This window comes from Neobacillus sp. Fa239 (assembly GCF_055395235.1).
In genome coordinates, this window is the sequence record NZ_AP041611.1 from 1,097,309 (window position 1) to 1,113,562 (window position 16,254).

At 38.7% G+C, this 16,254-nt stretch carries 20 protein-coding genes; 12 read left to right on the forward strand and 8 right to left on the reverse strand.

Annotated elements, in window-relative coordinates; translation table 11 throughout:
- Positions 1–68: 68 nt before the first annotated feature.
- Positions 69–560, reverse strand: coding sequence for a YajQ family cyclic di-GMP-binding protein (locus tag ACZ5XR_RS05140; protein ID WP_464500603.1), 492 nt, complete (start codon positions 558–560; stop codon positions 69–71).
- Between the two features lie 122 nt (positions 561–682).
- Here ACZ5XR_RS05140 and ACZ5XR_RS05145 point away from each other — a divergent pair, with 122 nt between their 5' ends.
- Entirely contained in the window at positions 683–1,546 is an 864-nt protein-coding gene (locus ACZ5XR_RS05145; protein ID WP_464500604.1) for a CvfB family protein, read from the forward strand.
- 70 nt (positions 1,547–1,616) lie between these two features.
- Positions 1,617–1,748: a DUF3941 domain-containing protein gene (locus ACZ5XR_RS05150; protein ID WP_083402464.1), complete on the forward strand. Its 132-nt coding sequence runs from the start codon at positions 1,617–1,619 to the stop codon at positions 1,746–1,748.
- Between the two features lie 22 nt (positions 1,749–1,770).
- Here ACZ5XR_RS05150 and ACZ5XR_RS05155 read toward each other — a convergent pair whose 3' ends face one another.
- On the reverse strand, positions 1,771–2,628 hold the full coding sequence (locus tag ACZ5XR_RS05155; protein WP_464500605.1) for a DegV family protein: 858 nt from the start codon (positions 2,626–2,628) through the stop codon (positions 1,771–1,773).
- Positions 2,629–2,745: 117 nt separating this feature from the next.
- Here ACZ5XR_RS05155 and ACZ5XR_RS05160 point away from each other — a divergent pair, with 117 nt between their 5' ends.
- The gene (locus tag ACZ5XR_RS05160; protein ID WP_464500606.1) at positions 2,746–3,588 is read left to right on the forward strand and encodes a YitT family protein; all 843 of its coding nucleotides are present in this window, start codon (positions 2,746–2,748) and stop codon (positions 3,586–3,588) included.
- Positions 3,589–3,601: 13 nt separating this feature from the next.
- A complete protein-coding gene (locus ACZ5XR_RS05165) occupies positions 3,602–4,360 on the forward strand; it encodes a BsuPI-related putative proteinase inhibitor (RefSeq protein WP_464500607.1) in 759 nt (252 codons plus the stop codon).
- A gap of 34 nt (positions 4,361–4,394) precedes the next feature.
- Here the strand turns inward: ACZ5XR_RS05165 and ACZ5XR_RS05170 are convergent, their stop codons facing one another.
- From ACZ5XR_RS05170 to ACZ5XR_RS05180, 3 genes are all read right to left on the reverse strand, one after another.
- On the reverse strand, positions 4,395–4,589 hold the full coding sequence (locus ACZ5XR_RS05170; protein ID WP_464500608.1) for a DUF3813 domain-containing protein: 195 nt from the start codon (positions 4,587–4,589) through the stop codon (positions 4,395–4,397).
- Between the two features lies 1 nt (position 4,590).
- A complete protein-coding gene (locus ACZ5XR_RS05175) occupies positions 4,591–4,743 on the reverse strand; it encodes a hypothetical protein (protein WP_464500609.1) in 153 nt (50 codons plus the stop codon).
- Between the two features lie 114 nt (positions 4,744–4,857).
- Positions 4,858–5,670, reverse strand: a complete 813-nt coding sequence (locus tag ACZ5XR_RS05180) for a Cof-type HAD-IIB family hydrolase (RefSeq protein ID WP_464500610.1) — start codon at positions 5,668–5,670, stop codon at positions 4,858–4,860.
- Between the two features lie 213 nt (positions 5,671–5,883).
- Here ACZ5XR_RS05180 and ACZ5XR_RS05185 point away from each other — a divergent pair, with 213 nt between their 5' ends.
- The 3 genes from ACZ5XR_RS05185 (at position 5,884) to ACZ5XR_RS05195 (ending at position 8,981) form a co-directional block, all read left to right on the forward strand.
- Complete coding sequence (locus ACZ5XR_RS05185; RefSeq protein WP_464500611.1) at positions 5,884–6,654, forward strand: prolyl oligopeptidase family serine peptidase; 771 nt, start codon at positions 5,884–5,886, stop codon at positions 6,652–6,654.
- A gap of 38 nt (positions 6,655–6,692) precedes the next feature.
- Positions 6,693–7,001, forward strand: a complete 309-nt coding sequence (locus tag ACZ5XR_RS05190) for a metal-sulfur cluster assembly factor (RefSeq protein ID WP_464500612.1) — start codon at positions 6,693–6,695, stop codon at positions 6,999–7,001.
- Between the two features lie 855 nt (positions 7,002–7,856).
- Entirely contained in the window at positions 7,857–8,981 is a 1,125-nt protein-coding gene (locus ACZ5XR_RS05195) for a TIGR04053 family radical SAM/SPASM domain-containing protein (protein ID WP_464500613.1), read from the forward strand.
- 68 nt (positions 8,982–9,049) lie between these two features.
- Here the strand turns inward: ACZ5XR_RS05195 and ACZ5XR_RS05200 are convergent, their stop codons facing one another.
- Positions 9,050–9,748: a Crp/Fnr family transcriptional regulator gene (locus ACZ5XR_RS05200; RefSeq protein WP_464500614.1), complete on the reverse strand. Its 699-nt coding sequence runs from the start codon at positions 9,746–9,748 to the stop codon at positions 9,050–9,052.
- Between the two features lie 267 nt (positions 9,749–10,015).
- Between ACZ5XR_RS05200 and moaA the strand changes: the two genes are divergently transcribed.
- Complete coding sequence (gene moaA, locus ACZ5XR_RS05205) at positions 10,016–11,032, forward strand: GTP 3',8-cyclase MoaA (protein WP_464500615.1); 1,017 nt, start codon at positions 10,016–10,018, stop codon at positions 11,030–11,032.
- 271 nt (positions 11,033–11,303) lie between these two features.
- Here moaA and ric read toward each other — a convergent pair whose 3' ends face one another.
- Complete coding sequence (gene ric, locus ACZ5XR_RS05210) at positions 11,304–12,002, reverse strand: iron-sulfur cluster repair di-iron protein (RefSeq protein WP_464500616.1); 699 nt, start codon at positions 12,000–12,002, stop codon at positions 11,304–11,306.
- 225 nt (positions 12,003–12,227) lie between these two features.
- On the opposite strand from ric, the gene ACZ5XR_RS05215 reads away from it, so the two are divergent.
- The 3 genes from ACZ5XR_RS05215 to ACZ5XR_RS05225 all read left to right on the forward strand — a co-directional run bounded on the left by ACZ5XR_RS05215 (position 12,228) and on the right by ACZ5XR_RS05225 (position 14,973).
- Positions 12,228–13,493 (forward strand): molybdopterin molybdotransferase MoeA, encoded by a 1,266-nt coding sequence (locus ACZ5XR_RS05215; RefSeq protein WP_464500617.1) that lies wholly within the window; start codon positions 12,228–12,230, stop codon positions 13,491–13,493.
- Positions 13,487–14,002, forward strand: coding sequence for a molybdopterin-guanine dinucleotide biosynthesis protein B (mobB, locus tag ACZ5XR_RS05220; protein WP_464500618.1), 516 nt, complete (start codon positions 13,487–13,489; stop codon positions 14,000–14,002). The genes ACZ5XR_RS05215 and mobB overlap by 7 nt, the downstream gene beginning before the upstream one ends.
- A 239-nt stretch (positions 14,003–14,241) precedes the next feature.
- Positions 14,242–14,973 (forward strand): YwiC-like family protein, encoded by a 732-nt coding sequence (locus tag ACZ5XR_RS05225; protein ID WP_464500619.1) that lies wholly within the window; start codon positions 14,242–14,244, stop codon positions 14,971–14,973.
- Between the two features lie 34 nt (positions 14,974–15,007).
- Here the strand turns inward: ACZ5XR_RS05225 and ACZ5XR_RS05230 are convergent, their stop codons facing one another.
- Positions 15,008–15,676 (reverse strand): Crp/Fnr family transcriptional regulator, encoded by a 669-nt coding sequence (locus tag ACZ5XR_RS05230; protein WP_464502228.1) that lies wholly within the window; start codon positions 15,674–15,676, stop codon positions 15,008–15,010.
- Positions 15,677–15,996: 320 nt separating this feature from the next.
- Here ACZ5XR_RS05230 and ACZ5XR_RS05235 point away from each other — a divergent pair, with 320 nt between their 5' ends.
- Entirely contained in the window at positions 15,997–16,176 is a 180-nt protein-coding gene (locus ACZ5XR_RS05235; protein WP_464500620.1) for a YjzC family protein, read from the forward strand.
- Positions 16,177–16,254: the final 78 nt, after the last annotated feature.

Here is a 16,254-nt window from a genome sequence, read left to right on the forward strand (position 1 = left end):
TCTAGTTAGTTTAAGAAAAACAGTGGAAATTATGAAAAAAACAAGGACAATCTTGTCCTTGTTAAAGTTTACCGATAATTAATAAATTGAACATCTACTGTAAGGTCTGCATCCCGCACTAATGAGATAATTTTTTGTAAATCATCCCGGCTCTTGCCGCTGACACGTACTTGATCATCCTGTACCTGGCTTTTTACCTTCACGCCGCTGTTTTTGATGATCGTATTGATTTTTTTGGCATTTTCTTTATCAATGCCCTGAACAAGTTTGGCTCTCTGCCTCACCGTTCCTCCAGAAGCTTTTTCTAATTTACCATAATCTAGATTTTTGACCGGGATTCCTCTTTTAATCATTTTACTAAAAAGGACATCCTTTAACTGATCCATTTTATAATCATCATCAGAAATGAGGACAAGTTCTTCTTTTTCAAGAGATACATCACTTTTGCTCCCTTTAAAATCATAGCGTGTCTGGATTTCCTTCATTGTTTGTGTAACGGCATTTTGGACTTCAGAAAAATCAACTTTGGATACAATATCAAATGAACTGTCTTTAGACATAGCCAAACCTCCATTAAATAATTTTTAGCAGCAAGATCCCTGCTAAAGTTTCCCTTTATGGCTACATTATAGTAAAATATAGCAGTTCAAACAACTATCCTCCAAGAAAAGGGGAACTCGCAATGGCATTAAAAGAATTAATCGGTCAAACGACGACATTAGAGGTAGCGCGAAAAGCGCCTTTTGGGTATTTTTTGACAGACGGAAATGAAGATGTTTTGTTACATATAAACGAATCTGGAAAAGAGCTTGAAGAAGGAGAGAGTCTTGAAGTGTTCCTTTTTCACGACTCCCAGGGCAGACTAACGGCCTCTACGAAAATTCCTGAAATATCTGTTGGCCGCTATGCCTGGGTGAAGGTCACAGACATCAATCCGGAAATAGGGGTATTTTTAGATATTGGCATTCAAAAAGATATCCTGTTAGGGGCAGATGATCTTCCAGCACATAAATCAGTTTGGCCCAAGCCGGGGGATTTGGTCTATATCACCTTAAGGGTCAATCGTAATTATCTTCTCTACGCAAAGCTCGCAAGCGACCAAGTGATTAAATCGATTTCGATAAAGGCGACAAGAGGGGACTTTAACAAAAATGTGCAGGGCCATATTTACCGGACAGCAAAGGTAGGGAGCTGGGTCTATACGATTGAAGGCTACAAAGGATTCATCCATGAATCCCAGCGGCAGCAGGAGCCTCGCTTAGGGGAAAAGGTGGAAGGAAGAATTATTGATGTTAAAGAAGATGGGACAATCAATATGTCTTTGCTTGCGAGAAAGGAAGAATCACAGGACCAAGACGCTGAAAGAGTTTTTGATTATTTAATGAGCAGAAACGGGGCCATGCCTTACAATGATAAAAGCATGCCTGATGATATTAAAGAACGTTTTGGGTTGAGTAAAGGAGCCTTTAAGCGTGCCCTGGGATTGTTAATGAAGCAGGGCAGAGCCTATCAAGAGGGCAGCTGGACTTACGCCAAAAAAGATTAACGAAAAATCTACATACTCCTTTTCTAACTGCTTACACTAATGGATGTACGAATAGGAAAGGAGTAACAACATGCCGCATACAACAGACAATGATAAAAAGGCACAAGATAATAATGCATTACGACATGAAAAGAATATGATGCGTGAAAAAAACCGCCAGGCAGGGAAGAATCAGTATTCAAAGAAAACGGACCATAAATAAGAAAGAGTGGGGCAAAAACGCCTCACTCTTTCTTATTTAAAAAGAAAATAGCAATTGTTCCTGCACCGGTATGAGCGCCGATGGCAGAACCAATCGATGTTATATAGACCTCTTTTGGATGAAATTCTTCTTCGATCATAGATTTAACCTCTAAAGCCGTTTCCTCATTATCTGCATGGCTGATGCCGATGATTTGTTCCTCTAAATCTGCTCCACGTTCCTTCATAAGATCGATTAGGCGGCGAAGCACCTTCTTTTTGCCGCGGATTTTTTCAATGGGTACAAGTTTCCCATCTTCGACATTTAAAACGGGTTTGATATTTAGTAAGCCTCCAAGAAAAGCCGATGCTTTCGAGACACGGCCGCCCTTTGCCAAATAATCTAAATCCTCCACAGTAAAAAGATGCTCCATGTGCTCAGAGCGAAATAGCACATCTTTTAAAATTTCTTCTTTTGAAGCATGATTTAAGGCCAGATCGGCGGCTTCCTTCACTATAAGCCCTTGACCAAGTGAAGCACATTTGGTATCGACAATCGTTAAATTAAAATTTGGATATTTTTCCTTCACTTGGTCAAGAATCATACTAGCGGTAGAATACGTACCAGATAATTGCGATGAAAAAGCTATATAAATTCCGTCTTCATTATTCTCGGCCATTTGGGTGAAAAGTTCTTCAAACACTAGGGGAGATGCTTGTGATGTTTTGGGTATACTTCCATTGCGGATTGCATCATAAACAGTTGTCGAATCAATGGTTTTCACATCTTCAAATTCCTGGTCATTGACATGTACCTTTAATGGAATAAGTGTCACATTTTTATCCGTATAAAAGCGAAGAGGTAAATCGCATGCGCTGTCAGCTAGTATTTTTACCTGCATGAAGCTCACCTGCTTTCAAACTAATTCTATTTAGGTTAAGTTTATCGGTTTCAATGTAAAAATACAATTGAAATTCGCTTAAAATGAACATTCATACACTGTTAAAGGGGGCGTGTCATGCTCTGGCTACAAATACAAAAAGTGATTGTCGTTGTTGCAGGTGCATTATTAAATGCTATCTCAATGAATTTGTTTTTAATACCCGCAAATGTTTATTCTAGCGGATTTACGGGAATTGCTCAGCTGCTTTCAAGAGTATTAAGTGATTATACTTCATTCCATGTTTCGATGGGCTTTTTATTGCTGTTATTAAATATTCCGGTGGCAATCCTCGGCTGGAAAAAGGTCGGCAGGTCCTTTACCATCTACAGTTTTATCAGTGTTGTCCTTTCTTCGCTATTTTTAACCATTATTCCAATCAAAGCTGTATCCCATGATATCCTGCTGAATGCTGTTTTCGGAGGAGTAATATTAGCCGTTGGTGTCGGCATTACCTTGAAATGGGGGGCGTCAACAGGAGGACTGGATATTATTGCGATGGTTTTATCGAGAATGAAGGATAAACCGGTTGGGACGTATATGTTTATTTTAAATGGCATTATTATTCTGACGGCGGGCGCCCTTTATGGCTGGGGGAAGGCCTTATACACCCTTGTAACCCTCTATACTTCTACAAGGGTTATTGATGCCATTCATACGAGGCATGCCAAGCTGACAGCCTTTATTATCACTAAAAAGTCTGAGGAATTAAAGACGGCCATTTATGCAAAACTCGTTAGGGGAATTACCACCATTCCGGCCAAAGGGGCTTTTTTAAACGAAACAAGAGACATGATGATGATTGTCATTACCCGCTATGAGCTTTTTGATTTAGAAAGAATCATTAAAGAGGTTGATCCTAAAGCGTTTACCAATATCGTTCAAACTACGGCTGTTTATGGTTTCTTTCGCCGTGATTAAAAGGAGGGGCATTATGCGGAGTCTTTTATGTGCTATGATTATGGCAGGACTATTTGGAACAACCACATTTGCCATGGAGGCGAATCGACAATTGCCTGAGCCAAGTTATCTATTTTATGTCATCCCTACTGCAGGCCCTGAGAATGCAGAATTTACGATGTTTTTAAAGAATGAGGGTGAAATTCCATTAAATTTTGAATTTCCGACCTCACAGTTAGTTGATATCAGTGTGCGAAACAGCTTAGGAGAAGAGGTATATCGATACTCCAAAGGACGCTTATTTTTACAAGCCTTTCAAACGGTTGTCATTGACCCGCAAAAAACCTTTCAGCGTACGGCTAGATGGAATTATTTATTCAAAGGTAAAAGAGTGCCGGAAGGGGAATATACCGTTACTGCTTCCTTTATGCCAACCCGGTTAAATAATGAGCAAATCAGAAATCGTGAAAACTTAAGTGTGACGCAAAAGATGTTCATTCCTAATGAGAATCCAACCTTTCATCAAATAAAGACGGAAGGTTCGGGTGGACATTATGTGGTAACAGGAAAAACTCAGACATCTGCGTTTTATTATACAGTTGAAGATGGTCATAACGAATATGTAGAAGAAAAGCAAATAAGTATGTTAGAAAACAATCCATCATTCCGATTGGAAATTCAAATACCTGTTGAAAAGTTACCGAGAAACGGTTCATTAATCCTTTACCTATATGAAAGAAATCAAGAAAACAAAATCATTCATTCCTATCCGGTCATTTTGGAAAAGTTTTAATTAAAAGGCGGAAGCATATTGCTTCCGCCCATTGTTATTGCAGCTGATTTCCTTGCTCAAGCTCATTTTGCATTTGTTGGAGCTGACGTTGTTCGGCAAATGTGGAATTAGCGAATGCGGAACTTAACGCATTTTTGGCCTTCTCCACAGCAGAATCACGTTCAGCAGGGCTGGCAGAATTCGCCATCTCCACAAATCGTCTTGCTTCTTGGAACAATTGGTTTCCCATGTTATATTCCTCCAAGCGAGGAGTCATGTACATTGGCCATCTTCTGAGCTTCCGCTTCAGCGTAGGTCATATGGTATGGAATCCGTTCAGCATGCTTGCTGACAGTATCCTTTCCTTGCTGGACAAAGCGTTTGGATTTGTTTCGTTTACCCATTCGAATCCCTCCAATGTATGCTTAAGCTTCGCGTGAAACAGCAACCGCTGCCTCAATAATTAGTATGCTCGAATCAACCTGCATTCATTTAGGTAAACAATGGCGAATTATTGACTATTTTAAATTCAGTAAATCCGCTAAAAATAAGCCTACACCATCTTCCTCATTTGTGAGGGTGATGTCATTGGCAATATTTTTAAGCAGATCAATTGCATTTCCCATGGCCACACCATGCCCGGCGTATTCAATCATTTCGAGGTCATTATCTTCATCACCAAATGCAATTATTCGTTCGGGTGGGATTTGGAAATATTCAGAAGCTTTTTTCAAGCCAACTGCTTTATTTAATCCGGTTTTAATAATTTCAATCACATGCCAAGGCGCTGCCCAGCTGCGTTGTTCAATCACTTCAGCATGGATTTCAGCTAAATGCTCCCGAATGAACTTTAATTCATTTTCTTCTGTATGAATTAACAAACTTGTCGGCGAATCATTTAAGAAATTACATAAATCTCCAGTGGTTATCCGCGGATTGCCGAATCCAAAAATATCCAGTAGTTTTTCATCGTGATAATGGAAATACACATCATCCATTACTTCGGCGATAATATTATGGAATTGGAAGGACCTGCAGGCATCTACAATTTCTTTAGCTACCTTTATATCCAACGGTTCATGATACATACCCCAATCTGGTTTTCCAGGGTGATGCATAAAGGCACCATTAAAATTAACAATAGGAGTGTCCAATTCCAACTCATGATAATACATTTCACTTGACCGGTAGGGTCTGCCTGTTGCGATCATGACGATATGCCCTTCAGACCTTGCCTTTTTTAGAATTTCTTTTGTTTTTATCGAAATTGTTTTGTCATCTTTTAATAATGTTCCATCTAAATCCAATGCAATTAAATGTCTCTCTGCCATAGGAACTCCTTCGTTTATGATTTCAATTAAAAAAGCCTTTGCTTTAGGAAAAAATATATCTTCATGGTACACTACAAGTATGAAATTTTTAACATCAACTTAAATTTTCTATTACTACTATGTTAACAATTTTATACTTATTGTGTAAAAAAATTCACACCTAAAGATTTTAATTACCTTTATCATTATGTATATAGCATCAGGAGGTCCACTGTGGTCATTGTCCAAAATGAAATAATAAATGAAATACCTGTCCTCCATGTCGTCCAACAAGATCGACAGCTGACCAAGCTTCCATCCGTTATTTTTATTCACGGATTTACAAGTGCAAAAGAACATAATTTGCATTATGCCTATTTATTAGCGGAAAACGGTTTTCGCGTTTTATTGCCAGACACCATTTATCATGGTGAAAGAGAGCAAAATGGGTCAGAAGTAAAGCTCACTGCCCGCTTTTGGGAAATTGTTATCCAAACGATAGGTGAAATCGATATTTTAAAAAATCATTATGTTCATGCGGGTTTAGTGGATGAAAATCGAATTGGCCTTGCTGGAACCTCAATGGGCGGATTTGTCACATTAGGGGCATTAAAACAGTTCTCTTGGATAAATACGGCTGTCACCTTAATGGGGATGCCGGCCTATGAACAGTTTTCCTATTGGCAATTGGATCAAATGAAAAAGCACGGAATTTCCATCCCTTTTACCGAGGAACAAATTGCTGATCAAATAATGATTTTGCGTGACTATGATTTAAGCCAGCAGCCTGAGGCGTTAATGAATCGCCCGCTTTTGTTTTGGCACGCGAAAAACGATCCAATGGTCCCTTACAGCTTGACGTACCAGTTTTACCAAGCGATTCAGTCTGATTATGAAAAGAAGAACCCGGAAAATCTTTGTTTTATTAGTGATGAACGGGCGGGGCACAAGGTGACTCGAGAAGGGCTAAAGGCAACGGTTGATTGGTTTAAAAAACATCTTTAGATTATAATAACAACTATATGTGATTGGAGTGAACATTCATGAATGAAGAACTAAAAGAAAATATTATGGGTGCCCTGGAGCTTGTTATTGATCCAGAACTTGGCATAGATATTGTCAATTTGGGCTTAGTTTATAATGTTGAAATGAATGATGAAGGATTGGTGGAAGTAACGATGACGTTAACATCCATGGGGTGTCCTCTTGCAGGAACGATTGTAGATCAAGTCAAGAGAGCCCTTGCAGATATTCCGGAAATCAAAGATGTCGATGTTCATATTGTCTTTAATCCTCCATGGAATAAAGAAATGATGTCACGCTATGCGAAAATCGCCCTTGGTATTCGCTAAAACACAGAGTGCGATCTCAGGGTTCATTTTTGAGCTGCACGATCTCGTTTTGAATGAGAATTTGACAAGAAAATAGCAAAGAAAAAGAGTGCCTTTTGAATAGAAGTGGCACTCTTTTTTATTTAGGCTGTTACTGCAAACTTTGTTGTTTTTGGGTTAGTTATTGAAGACAGTTTTTCCAGTTCCAAGGTTGGTTTTGTCCTCAAGAGAGGTGATAGGGGACAGTTTAACCGAATGCAAGGGAGGTTTTGTCCGCAAGAGAGGTGATAGGGGACAGTTTAACCGAATGCAAGGGAGGTTTTGTCCGCAAGAGAGGTGATAGGGGACAGTTTAACCGAATGCAAGGTTGGTTTTGTCCGCAAGAGAGGTGATAGGGGACAGTTTAACCGAATGCAAGGGAGGTTTTGTCCTCAAGAGAGGTGATAGGGGACAGTTTAACCGAATGCAAGGGAGGTTTTGTCCGCAAGAGAGGTGATAGGGGACAGTTTAACCGAATGCAAGGGAAGTTTTGTCCTCAAGAGAGGTGATAGCGGACAGTTTAACCGAATGCGAGGAAGGTTTTGTCCGCAAGAGAGGTGATAGCGGACAGATTTACCGAATGCAAGGAAGGTTTTGTCCGCAAGAGAAGTGATAGCGGACAGATTTACTGATTGCAAGATTGATTTTGTCCTCAAGAGCAATAAACCTTTTAGTGCGAGCTCCTGCTGTTTTTTTATGCGTAATTGACCTTCACAGAAAAGACAAATATAAACCTCAGTTAGTGAGAAATCTCACATTTTTCGTTTTTTGACACCATTATAATACAGGTATTAAGGCTGTTTGTTTTTGAAATAGCCGTTTTAGGAGGCGTTTCAGATGGCTTTTAGCCGAGATTTTAATAAAGATCCATTTATCGTTATTTGGGAGCTGACAAGGGCCTGTCAACTTAAGTGTTTGCATTGCCGTGCCGATGCACAATATAAAAGGGACCCGCGTGAGCTTAGCTTTGAAGAGGGCAAACATTTAATTGATCAGATATATGATATGAATAATCCATTACTTGTATTTACGGGTGGAGACCCACTAATGCGGGAAGATATTTTTGATATAGCCAAATATGCGGTTGAAAAAGGTGTACGGGTATCCATGACACCTAGTGCGACTCCAAATGTAACGAAGGAAGCCATTATAAAGGCGAAAGAAGTTGGACTATCTCGCTGGGCGTTTAGTATTGATGGGCCAAATGCCGAGATTCATGACCATTTCCGCGGCACAGCAGGCTCGTTTGATTTGACGATGGAAAGAATTAAATTCTTGCACGAAGTTGGATTACCAATTCAAATAAACACAGTTATCTCAAGGTACAATGTTGAATATCTTGAAGAAATGGCCAAAATGGTCGAGGATTTAAACTGCGTGCTTTGGAGCGTTTTTTTCCTTGTCCCAACTGGAAGAGGACAAGTTTCGGATATGATTTCTCCTGTTGAACACGAAAAGGTTCTAAGATGGCTTTATGATTTAAGTAAACGAGTCCCTTTTGACATTAAAACAACTGAAGCGATGCATTACCGCCGTGTTGTCATTCAGCAAAAAAAGCGCGAAGCAAAAGCACAAACAGATGAAATCGATTATTTAAATGCCCTGACGGAAAAGGGGCTGACGGGTTCGATTGATGGGCTTGGCCGTGCACCTAAAGGCGTGAATGATGGAAATGGTTTTGTGTTCATTTCCCATATTGGCGATGTGTATCCAAGTGGCCTATTACCAGTAAAGGCCGGAAATGTTCGCGAAACGCCATTAGCGGAAATTTACCGTGAATCACCGATTTTTAAATCATTAAGAAATCCAGATCTTTTTAAGGGGAAATGCGGAGTTTGTGAATTCCGCTATGTTTGCGGCGGTTCAAGATCAAGAGCCTACGCAATGACTGGTGATTATCTTGAAAGTGAACCATTCTGTATCTATATTCCAAAATCATTAAGAGAAAAACAGGTACAGTAACAATAAAAATATGGAAGCAATCGGGATTCCGGTTGCTTCCATATAAATAAATAGGAAGGTTTCCCTTCCTACTCAATACTGCAATATACGGCTGGACAATTTTCACAGCCAATTTCATCCTTCAAATATTGAAGGTCTAAAACGGTGATTTTTCCTTTTTTAATTGAAATAATATTATCTTTCTTTAAATCGCTAAGAATTCGGTTTGTACTTTCCCTGGAGGTTCCGCAGAAATTAGCTAGTTCCTGATTGGTTAAAGGCAGGTCTATTAATATTTCGTTGTCTTTATGAATACCATAGCTATTAGTCATACGAATAATGGTTGAAAATAGCGCTCCACGCTTACCATTCAAAACTAAGTCGCGAAACTTGGTTTGTGTTTTGCGGAAGTGGTCGCTCATCCATTTCATAAATTCGAATGCAAGCTTGCTATCTTGGAAGATTTCACTTTCAAGCACATCTTTCTTAATAGCAACAACTTCCCCTTCTTCAAGAACCTTGGCACTTAATAAATATTTTGGGTCATTCGTAAAAAGTGTCAGCTCCCCGCAAATATCATTTTCGCCGCAAATTCTTAGTGAGAGCTCACGCCCGTCAGTGGTAATTTTACTGATTTGAACCTTGCCGGAAATAATAATATAAAGCTCTTCTGCTACCATCCCTTCTTGAAATAGAAAAGTATCTCGAACACTTTTAAATTTCCGGTCGGCAAATTTGAGTAATTCTTTTATTTCAAGCGAATGAGTTGGCTTTATTTTCGTCATCATTCACGGTCACCTCATTTATATTTTAAAATAGTTGGATAAGTTCAATTGTAGTTGTTAGTAATATTGTATCGTAAGAAATTGGAGAAAAACTGGGTAAACAATGACAATATAGTGAAAACACCAAAAAAGAATTTTACCAAAAACAATTATTTGTACATGACCCTAGTTCTGTTATGATAATGATAAGCTTATTTAACGGATAAATAATGTTTACTTGTAGCACTGGGAGATAGCAGGTATGAGCTTTTAAATAATGGAGTTGATAACATGGCAAAAACCATTATTGAAGATATATTCAATAGACCAATGCATGATTTAAGGATATCAATCATAGATCGCTGTAATTTTCGCTGTCAATATTGCATGCCAGCAGATAAATTTGGTCCTGATTTCGTTTTTTTACCGAAAAGTGCCCTGTTGACCTATGAAGAAATTGAACGGCTGGCAAAAATTTTCGTCCATCTTGGAGTTGAAAAAATACGGTTAACTGGCGGGGAACCGCTGCTTCGTAAAGATTTACCGATTTTAATAAGCAAGCTATCCAAAATTGATGGTTTAAAAGATATCGGTTTAACAACGAATGGTTTTCTTCTAAAGACATTTGCAGAAAAACTCAAAGCTGCAGGACTTAAGAGAGTGAACGTTAGTCTTGACAGCTTAAACGATGAGCTGTTTGGAAGAATCAATGGCAGAAGTATTGGAACCAAACCCATTCTCGAGGGAATAGAAGCGGCTAAAAGGGCGGGCTTAGGCGTAAAAATAAATATGGTTGTGAAGAAGGGCTTAAATGATACAGAAATCCCTCCTATGGCTGATTACTGTAAAAAAAATGGCCTGGAGCTTCGCTTTATCGAGTTTATGGATGTTGGTTCAACAAATGGCTGGAAAATGGATGATGTTATCACTAAGAAGCAAATTTATGAGATATTAAAGGAACATTATGAGCTTGAAGCTGTAAATCCAGCTTACTTTGGTGAAGTGGCCAAACTTTATCGTTATAAAGATACGGATGTCAATGTAGGCTTTATTTCATCTGTTTCGGAGTCATTCTGCTCAAGCTGCACCCGGGCACGTCTTTCAGCAAATGGACAGATTTTTACTTGTTTGTTTAATGGGAATGGACATGATATCCGCAATATGATGAGAAATGGTGCTACAGATGAAGAATTACAGGAACGTATCACAGGAATTTGGAACGGCCGTGATGATCGATATTCCGATGAAAGAATGGCTGAATCCAATAAAAATCGCAAGAAAATTGAAATGTCCTATATAGGTGGTTAGAAGAGGATGACTTAGGGCGCATCCTCTTTTTTTATTGGCTCTATTAAACATGATTGTTGATTTCCGCTCCGGGCGCTCGCTTTCCGCGGGGAGGTCCGGGAGCCTCCTCGTCGCCTATGGCTCCTGCGGGGTCTCCCGTGACCTCTACATCCCGCAGGAGTCGAGCGGCCCTCCTCTCCAATCAACGGTTGTCAATAAACAACATTCCCCTTTAACACAGCCTTTTTATTGAAAAAAATCCTGCTTCATTAAAAAGCAGGATTTTTGAAAATTATCCGATATAACGAGGGAATAAAATATTATTTTCTAAGTGAACATGCATAAATGTTAACCCTTCAAGATCTTCCAGTCTCTTGTAAACCAATCGGTAAGTACCGCAAGCATCAAACGGAGGTTCAAAATCAGCTGTAACCGCACGGATTTCTCTTAAAATTTCACCTGCATGGTCATGCTCTTTTTCAAGTTCAATAATCATCTCAATGGCTTCTTCGCGATTTTCCACTGTGTTATCTTCAAGAGCACGAATTAATGGAAATACAACAGCTTCTTCTTTAGCCATATGCTCTAGCATTTCTTTCTTGAACTCATAAAAAAGCTCATACACCTTTAATAACTCAGGATGATGATCCCCATGAACGCGGGTTACCTTTGTGACATAGGGGCTAAGCTGTGCTAATTCATCGATTGTCACTTGGTGGTATTGGCTAATAACATGATCAATAATCGTATTGGAATCGGAATCGGTCCAAACCTCTAAATCTGTATCAGCATTGCTGCCTTTTTCAATAATAGTTTTTAATTCTTCCATCAAATTATCCATATTTAAATGGTTTTGCTCCACAGCTTGGGATAAAGGAATATTTCCACCACAGCAAAAATCTATGCGATTCTTTTTAAAAACGTCACTTGTTTTCGGTATTTCGTTCACGATATCTTTTACTAATGTATCTTCAGTAATTGTAAAGTTCATTATCATTTCCTCCTTAATATGAAACCTTTCTGTAATAAGCATAATAGAAAAAGAAAAAAATCTGGGTGATGGGAATCATACATTTCATATGTTTTTTTTGTTATGTTTTTAATAAGCATCACCTGTTTATTGAAGGTTGCTATGTTTACAGGTTTTGGTTAGTCTTATAATGGAATTATCTACATAATCATTTTTGAATATTTTGCAGGCAGGAGCTGATTAAATTTGTTGGAGAGAAGAAATCCCATCCCAGTAGCTGAGGCTGTTCAAAAAATAATGGAGTTTCAATTAACGGGTGTAACAGAATTTGTTCCGATAGAGGAGAGTTATGGACGTTTTTTGTCAAAGGATATTTTAGCCACGAACGATGTCCCTCACTTTAACCGTTCACCGTATGATGGATTCGCTGTTCGGTCAATGGATACAAAAGAAGCATCGCTAACCAATCCGGTAGAATTTGAAGTGATCGACCACATTGGGGCAGGGATGACAACCGATAAAATCTTAAACGAATTTCAAGCGGTTCGAATCATGACGGGAGCTATGATGCCATCTAGGGCAGATGCAGTTGTCATGCTGGAATTAGCTCAAACGTTCGAGAAAAATGGAAGACCATTTATGACGATTAAACGAAGTATAAAAGAAGGGGATAATGTATCTTTTCATGGTGAGGATTGTAAGGAAGGTGAAATCTTAGTAAAAAAAGGTACAATCATTAACCCTGGTATCCAAGCGATTCTCGCCACCTTCGGATATAAAGAGGTTCCCGTCGCAAGAAAACCTATTATTGGCTTGTACGCGACCGGAACAGAACTATTAGAGGTAGATGAACCGCTGGTACCGGGGAAGATTCGTAATAGTAATTCCTATATGATTGCTGCACAAATTGAGAGATCTGGAGGAAAGGTCCAATATTTTGGCAAGCTTCCTGATGAGCTCGCCACTTGTTTTGAAGCAGTACAAAATGCTTTAGAAGAAGTCGATCTATTAATAACTACCGGCGGTGTTTCCGTAGGAGATTTTGATTTTCTTCCCGAAATTTATAAAAAATTAGAGGCAAATGTTCTATTTAATAAAGTGGCGATGAGACCTGGCAGTGTGACGACCGTTGCCCAGCTTAATCAAAAAATTCTTTTTGGTTTATCTGGGAATCCATCGGCATGCTACGTGGGGTTCGAGTTGTTTGTCCGACCGATTATTCGAAGGATGTTATTTTCGGATAGACCACATTTACGGAAAGAAAAAGCCGGACTTGAGGCAGGATTTCCAAAGCCAAATCCCTTTACAAGATTTGTTCGAAGCACCGTAACGATTGAAGAAGGGAAATTAAAAGTTTCGCCGAGTGGTACCGATAAGTCTAACATTATTACGAGCCTTTCCGGTGCAAATTCACTAATGGTGCTTCCTGGAGGGACGAGGGGTTTTGAAGCAGGGAATGTGGTAGATGTCCTTTTACTAGAGGATCAAACCGGCAGTGATTGGCCTTGGTAAAACCGGTTATATTCCAAGTGGTTGGCTATCAAAACACTGGTAAAACAACGTTCATTTTAAAAATAATTCATGCTTTAAAAGACCAAGGGCTCCAAACCGCCACCATTAAGCATCACGGGCATGGCGGCAAGCCAGATGTATTAACTGATAAGGATTCATCGAGACATCTTACAGCAGGGGCACATGTCTCGATTGTTGAAGGGGACGGAAGGCTGATTCTTCAGGCAGAAAAATCTCGGTTTACTCTTGTTGATCAATTAACGCTTTTAGAAGCGCTGCAACCTGATATTATATTAATCGAGGGGCACAAGCATGAGAATTATCCCAAAATGCTAATGTTAAGGGACACGGAAGACCTAACGCTTTTAACTACAATTTCCAATGTGAAGGTGATCATTTGTTGGACCGATGAATTGAACGCCTATCTTAGAGAGAAGCTGGATATTCCATGCTTTTCACTTTTTGATCAAACAGCCCTACAGTACGTAATTGGATTATTAAAGGGCTAGTTAAAAATTTGCTAATAATGTTAATAAAATTGTCAATAATGTTAGTTTTGTCACTGCGGCCTAAATCGACTCCTTTGTAGACTGGGAAATGGGGAGTATGTTTGTTTTCATAGTGGAGAGAATCGGACCAAAAGAAGGCTGAAGCCTTCTTTTATCATTTTGTTATGTGATATGTTTCACTTATTTTTCCATGTCACTCCCTTATATTTAAGGTAGATAGAAAAGGGAGTGAACGTGTTATGAAGTTATGTTTACCAAAGCAGCATGGTGCATGGGCAATGACGATTATCCCATTTTGGCTGGGGGTGATAAATGGGGGCCTTTTATGGCAGGATATCCCTTTTTTCATCGGTTGGATTCTATTGTATTTGGGAACCTTTCCGATTCTCCTTCTTTTTAAAGGAAAGAAAATTCCCTTTTATACAAAATGGGCATTTCTTTACATGGTCCCAGCATGTTTGTTGCTGCTGCTCCCACTTTTTAAACGGCCTTCCATCATTTATTTCGGTCTTTTAATGATACCGTTCTTTATTATTAATGCTTTTTATTCTTCTAAAAATCAAGACCGTGCCTTAATGAATGATTTTAGTGCGATTTTTGCTTTTTCGATAGCCGGATTAGCAACAAGTTTTTTTGGCTTAGGGATTATAACCGTCGAAGCGATCCTACTGTTTTTTGCTTCTATCCTGTTTTTTGTAGGCTGTACATTTTATGTTAAGACAATGATTCGTGAAAAGAAAAATCTTCAGTTTAAGTGGATTTCTTGGAGTTATCATCTATTATTAATTTTTGCCTGGATAATCTTAGGCCATCCAATTGTGGCTGTTGCCTATATCCCAAGTTTAATACGGGCAGTCATTTTTTATGGAAAACCATTAACACCTAAACAAATTGGCATATACGAAATCATAAATTCAGCCGTCTTTTTCGTTATCATGGCCATCCAAATTCAAATTAGATTCTTACATTAAAAAAAGCGCCTTCGAAGGCGCTTTTTGGTCGTGTTTAATCTACTTTACATATTTCAATTGGACAATCTTCGCAATCAATTTCTGTTTTTAAAAAGTCAAGATCATGAATCGTTATGGAACCTTTTTCTATTGAAATAATCTTTTCCTTTCGTAAGTCGCTCAGTAAACGGTTAACCACCTCTCGTGATGTTCCGCAAAAATTGGCCAATTCCTGATTCGTTAATAGAAGTCGTATTAAAATTCCATCATCGCTTTTAATACCATAGCTGTTCGATAGACGGATTAAAGTAGAATATAATGCCCCTTTTTTTCCATGAAGAACCAAATCACGAAATTTCGTTTGTGTTCTGCGAAATTGCAGGCTCATCCATTTCATGAATTCGAGTGAAAGGGAAAGGTCCTTTGAAAGCATTTCTTCTAAAACATCCTTCTTGATAACGGCTACTTCTCCACTTTCGATAACACGTGCACTTAATAAATTTCGATCAGAGGAGGAAAAAATATTAAGTTCTCCAACGAAGTCTCCTTTTGAACACATCCTCAGGGTTAATTCTCTTCCATCAGGGATGATTTTACTGATATGGAGGATTCCCTCGCGAATAATATAAAACTCATCTGCGGGTGATCCCTCTTGAAAAAGAAAGGTACCTTTCTCCATTTTTCTTATGTTATGAACAGAATCAAAAAGTTGTTTTAACTCCATGGGTACTTCTGTAATTACTTCTGTAATTGACTGCATCCTACCAACCACCTTAAAGGGGCGAAATAAATCGCAAAATTTTATAAATAATTAACCATGACAGTCAAGTTGAACAATATAGATATCACTATAATTATATTGGTAATAAAAGATAATTAGCAATAAATGAGGAATAAATTCATACAATCGTCAAAAACTAAAAGCAGCCTGTCATTATTGCATAGGAAATATTGTCGATTGAAGAAGTAATTTGAAAGAACTTCCTTTAATGACCACAAATGAAATGGAAATAATAAAATTGTACATGAGAAGGAGGGAAATAAATGGGGCAAAATCGTCATTTTAAATCCGGGCAAAAAGCACCTAATAATGGGGTATATATTGAAGTTGGCGAAACGGGAGACAATGTGCTCAATCCCAAAAAAATAAAGCTAAAAGCAGGGGACGCGTTTCCGGAAACATCAAATGATAACCGGCATTGGACCTATCAACGGAAACCATGAAGCAGCAAGAAAAAGTCATCCAAGCGGATGACTTTTTTATGTCATATGTCAACAAACTGTACATTAGGATAACACTTC

Excerpts from the sequence above, each read along its gene's own strand:
- ACZ5XR_RS05140 (WP_464500603.1), bottom strand. The coding sequence starts at position 560 with ATGTCTAAAGACAGTTCATTTGATATTGTATCCAAAGTTGATTTTTCT.
- ACZ5XR_RS05145 (WP_464500604.1), top strand. The coding sequence starts at position 683 with ATGGCATTAAAAGAATTAATCGGTCAAACGACGACATTAGAGGTAGCG.
- ACZ5XR_RS05150 (WP_083402464.1), top strand. The coding sequence starts at position 1,617 with ATGCCGCATACAACAGACAATGATAAAAAGGCACAAGATAATAATGCA.
- ACZ5XR_RS05155 (WP_464500605.1), bottom strand. The coding sequence starts at position 2,628 with ATGCAGGTAAAAATACTAGCTGACAGCGCATGCGATTTACCTCTTCGC.
- ACZ5XR_RS05160 (WP_464500606.1), top strand. The coding sequence starts at position 2,746 with ATGCTCTGGCTACAAATACAAAAAGTGATTGTCGTTGTTGCAGGTGCA.
- ACZ5XR_RS05165 (WP_464500607.1), top strand. The coding sequence starts at position 3,602 with ATGCGGAGTCTTTTATGTGCTATGATTATGGCAGGACTATTTGGAACA.
- ACZ5XR_RS05170 (WP_464500608.1), bottom strand. The coding sequence starts at position 4,589 with ATGGGAAACCAATTGTTCCAAGAAGCAAGACGATTTGTGGAGATGGCG.
- ACZ5XR_RS05175 (WP_464500609.1), bottom strand. The coding sequence starts at position 4,743 with ATGGGTAAACGAAACAAATCCAAACGCTTTGTCCAGCAAGGAAAGGAT.
- ACZ5XR_RS05180 (WP_464500610.1), bottom strand. The coding sequence starts at position 5,670 with ATGGCAGAGAGACATTTAATTGCATTGGATTTAGATGGAACATTATTA.
- ACZ5XR_RS05190 (WP_464500612.1), top strand. The coding sequence starts at position 6,693 with ATGAATGAAGAACTAAAAGAAAATATTATGGGTGCCCTGGAGCTTGTT.
- ACZ5XR_RS05195 (WP_464500613.1), top strand. The coding sequence starts at position 7,857 with ATGGCTTTTAGCCGAGATTTTAATAAAGATCCATTTATCGTTATTTGG.
- ACZ5XR_RS05200 (WP_464500614.1), bottom strand. The coding sequence starts at position 9,748 with ATGATGACGAAAATAAAGCCAACTCATTCGCTTGAAATAAAAGAATTA.
- moaA (WP_464500615.1), top strand. The coding sequence starts at position 10,016 with ATGGCAAAAACCATTATTGAAGATATATTCAATAGACCAATGCATGAT.
- ric (WP_464500616.1), bottom strand. The coding sequence starts at position 12,002 with ATGAACTTTACAATTACTGAAGATACATTAGTAAAAGATATCGTGAAC.
- ACZ5XR_RS05225 (WP_464500619.1), top strand. The coding sequence starts at position 14,242 with ATGAAGTTATGTTTACCAAAGCAGCATGGTGCATGGGCAATGACGATT.
- ACZ5XR_RS05230 (WP_464502228.1), bottom strand. The coding sequence starts at position 15,676 with ATGGAGTTAAAACAACTTTTTGATTCTGTTCATAACATAAGAAAAATG.
- ACZ5XR_RS05235 (WP_464500620.1), top strand. The coding sequence starts at position 15,997 with ATGGGGCAAAATCGTCATTTTAAATCCGGGCAAAAAGCACCTAATAAT.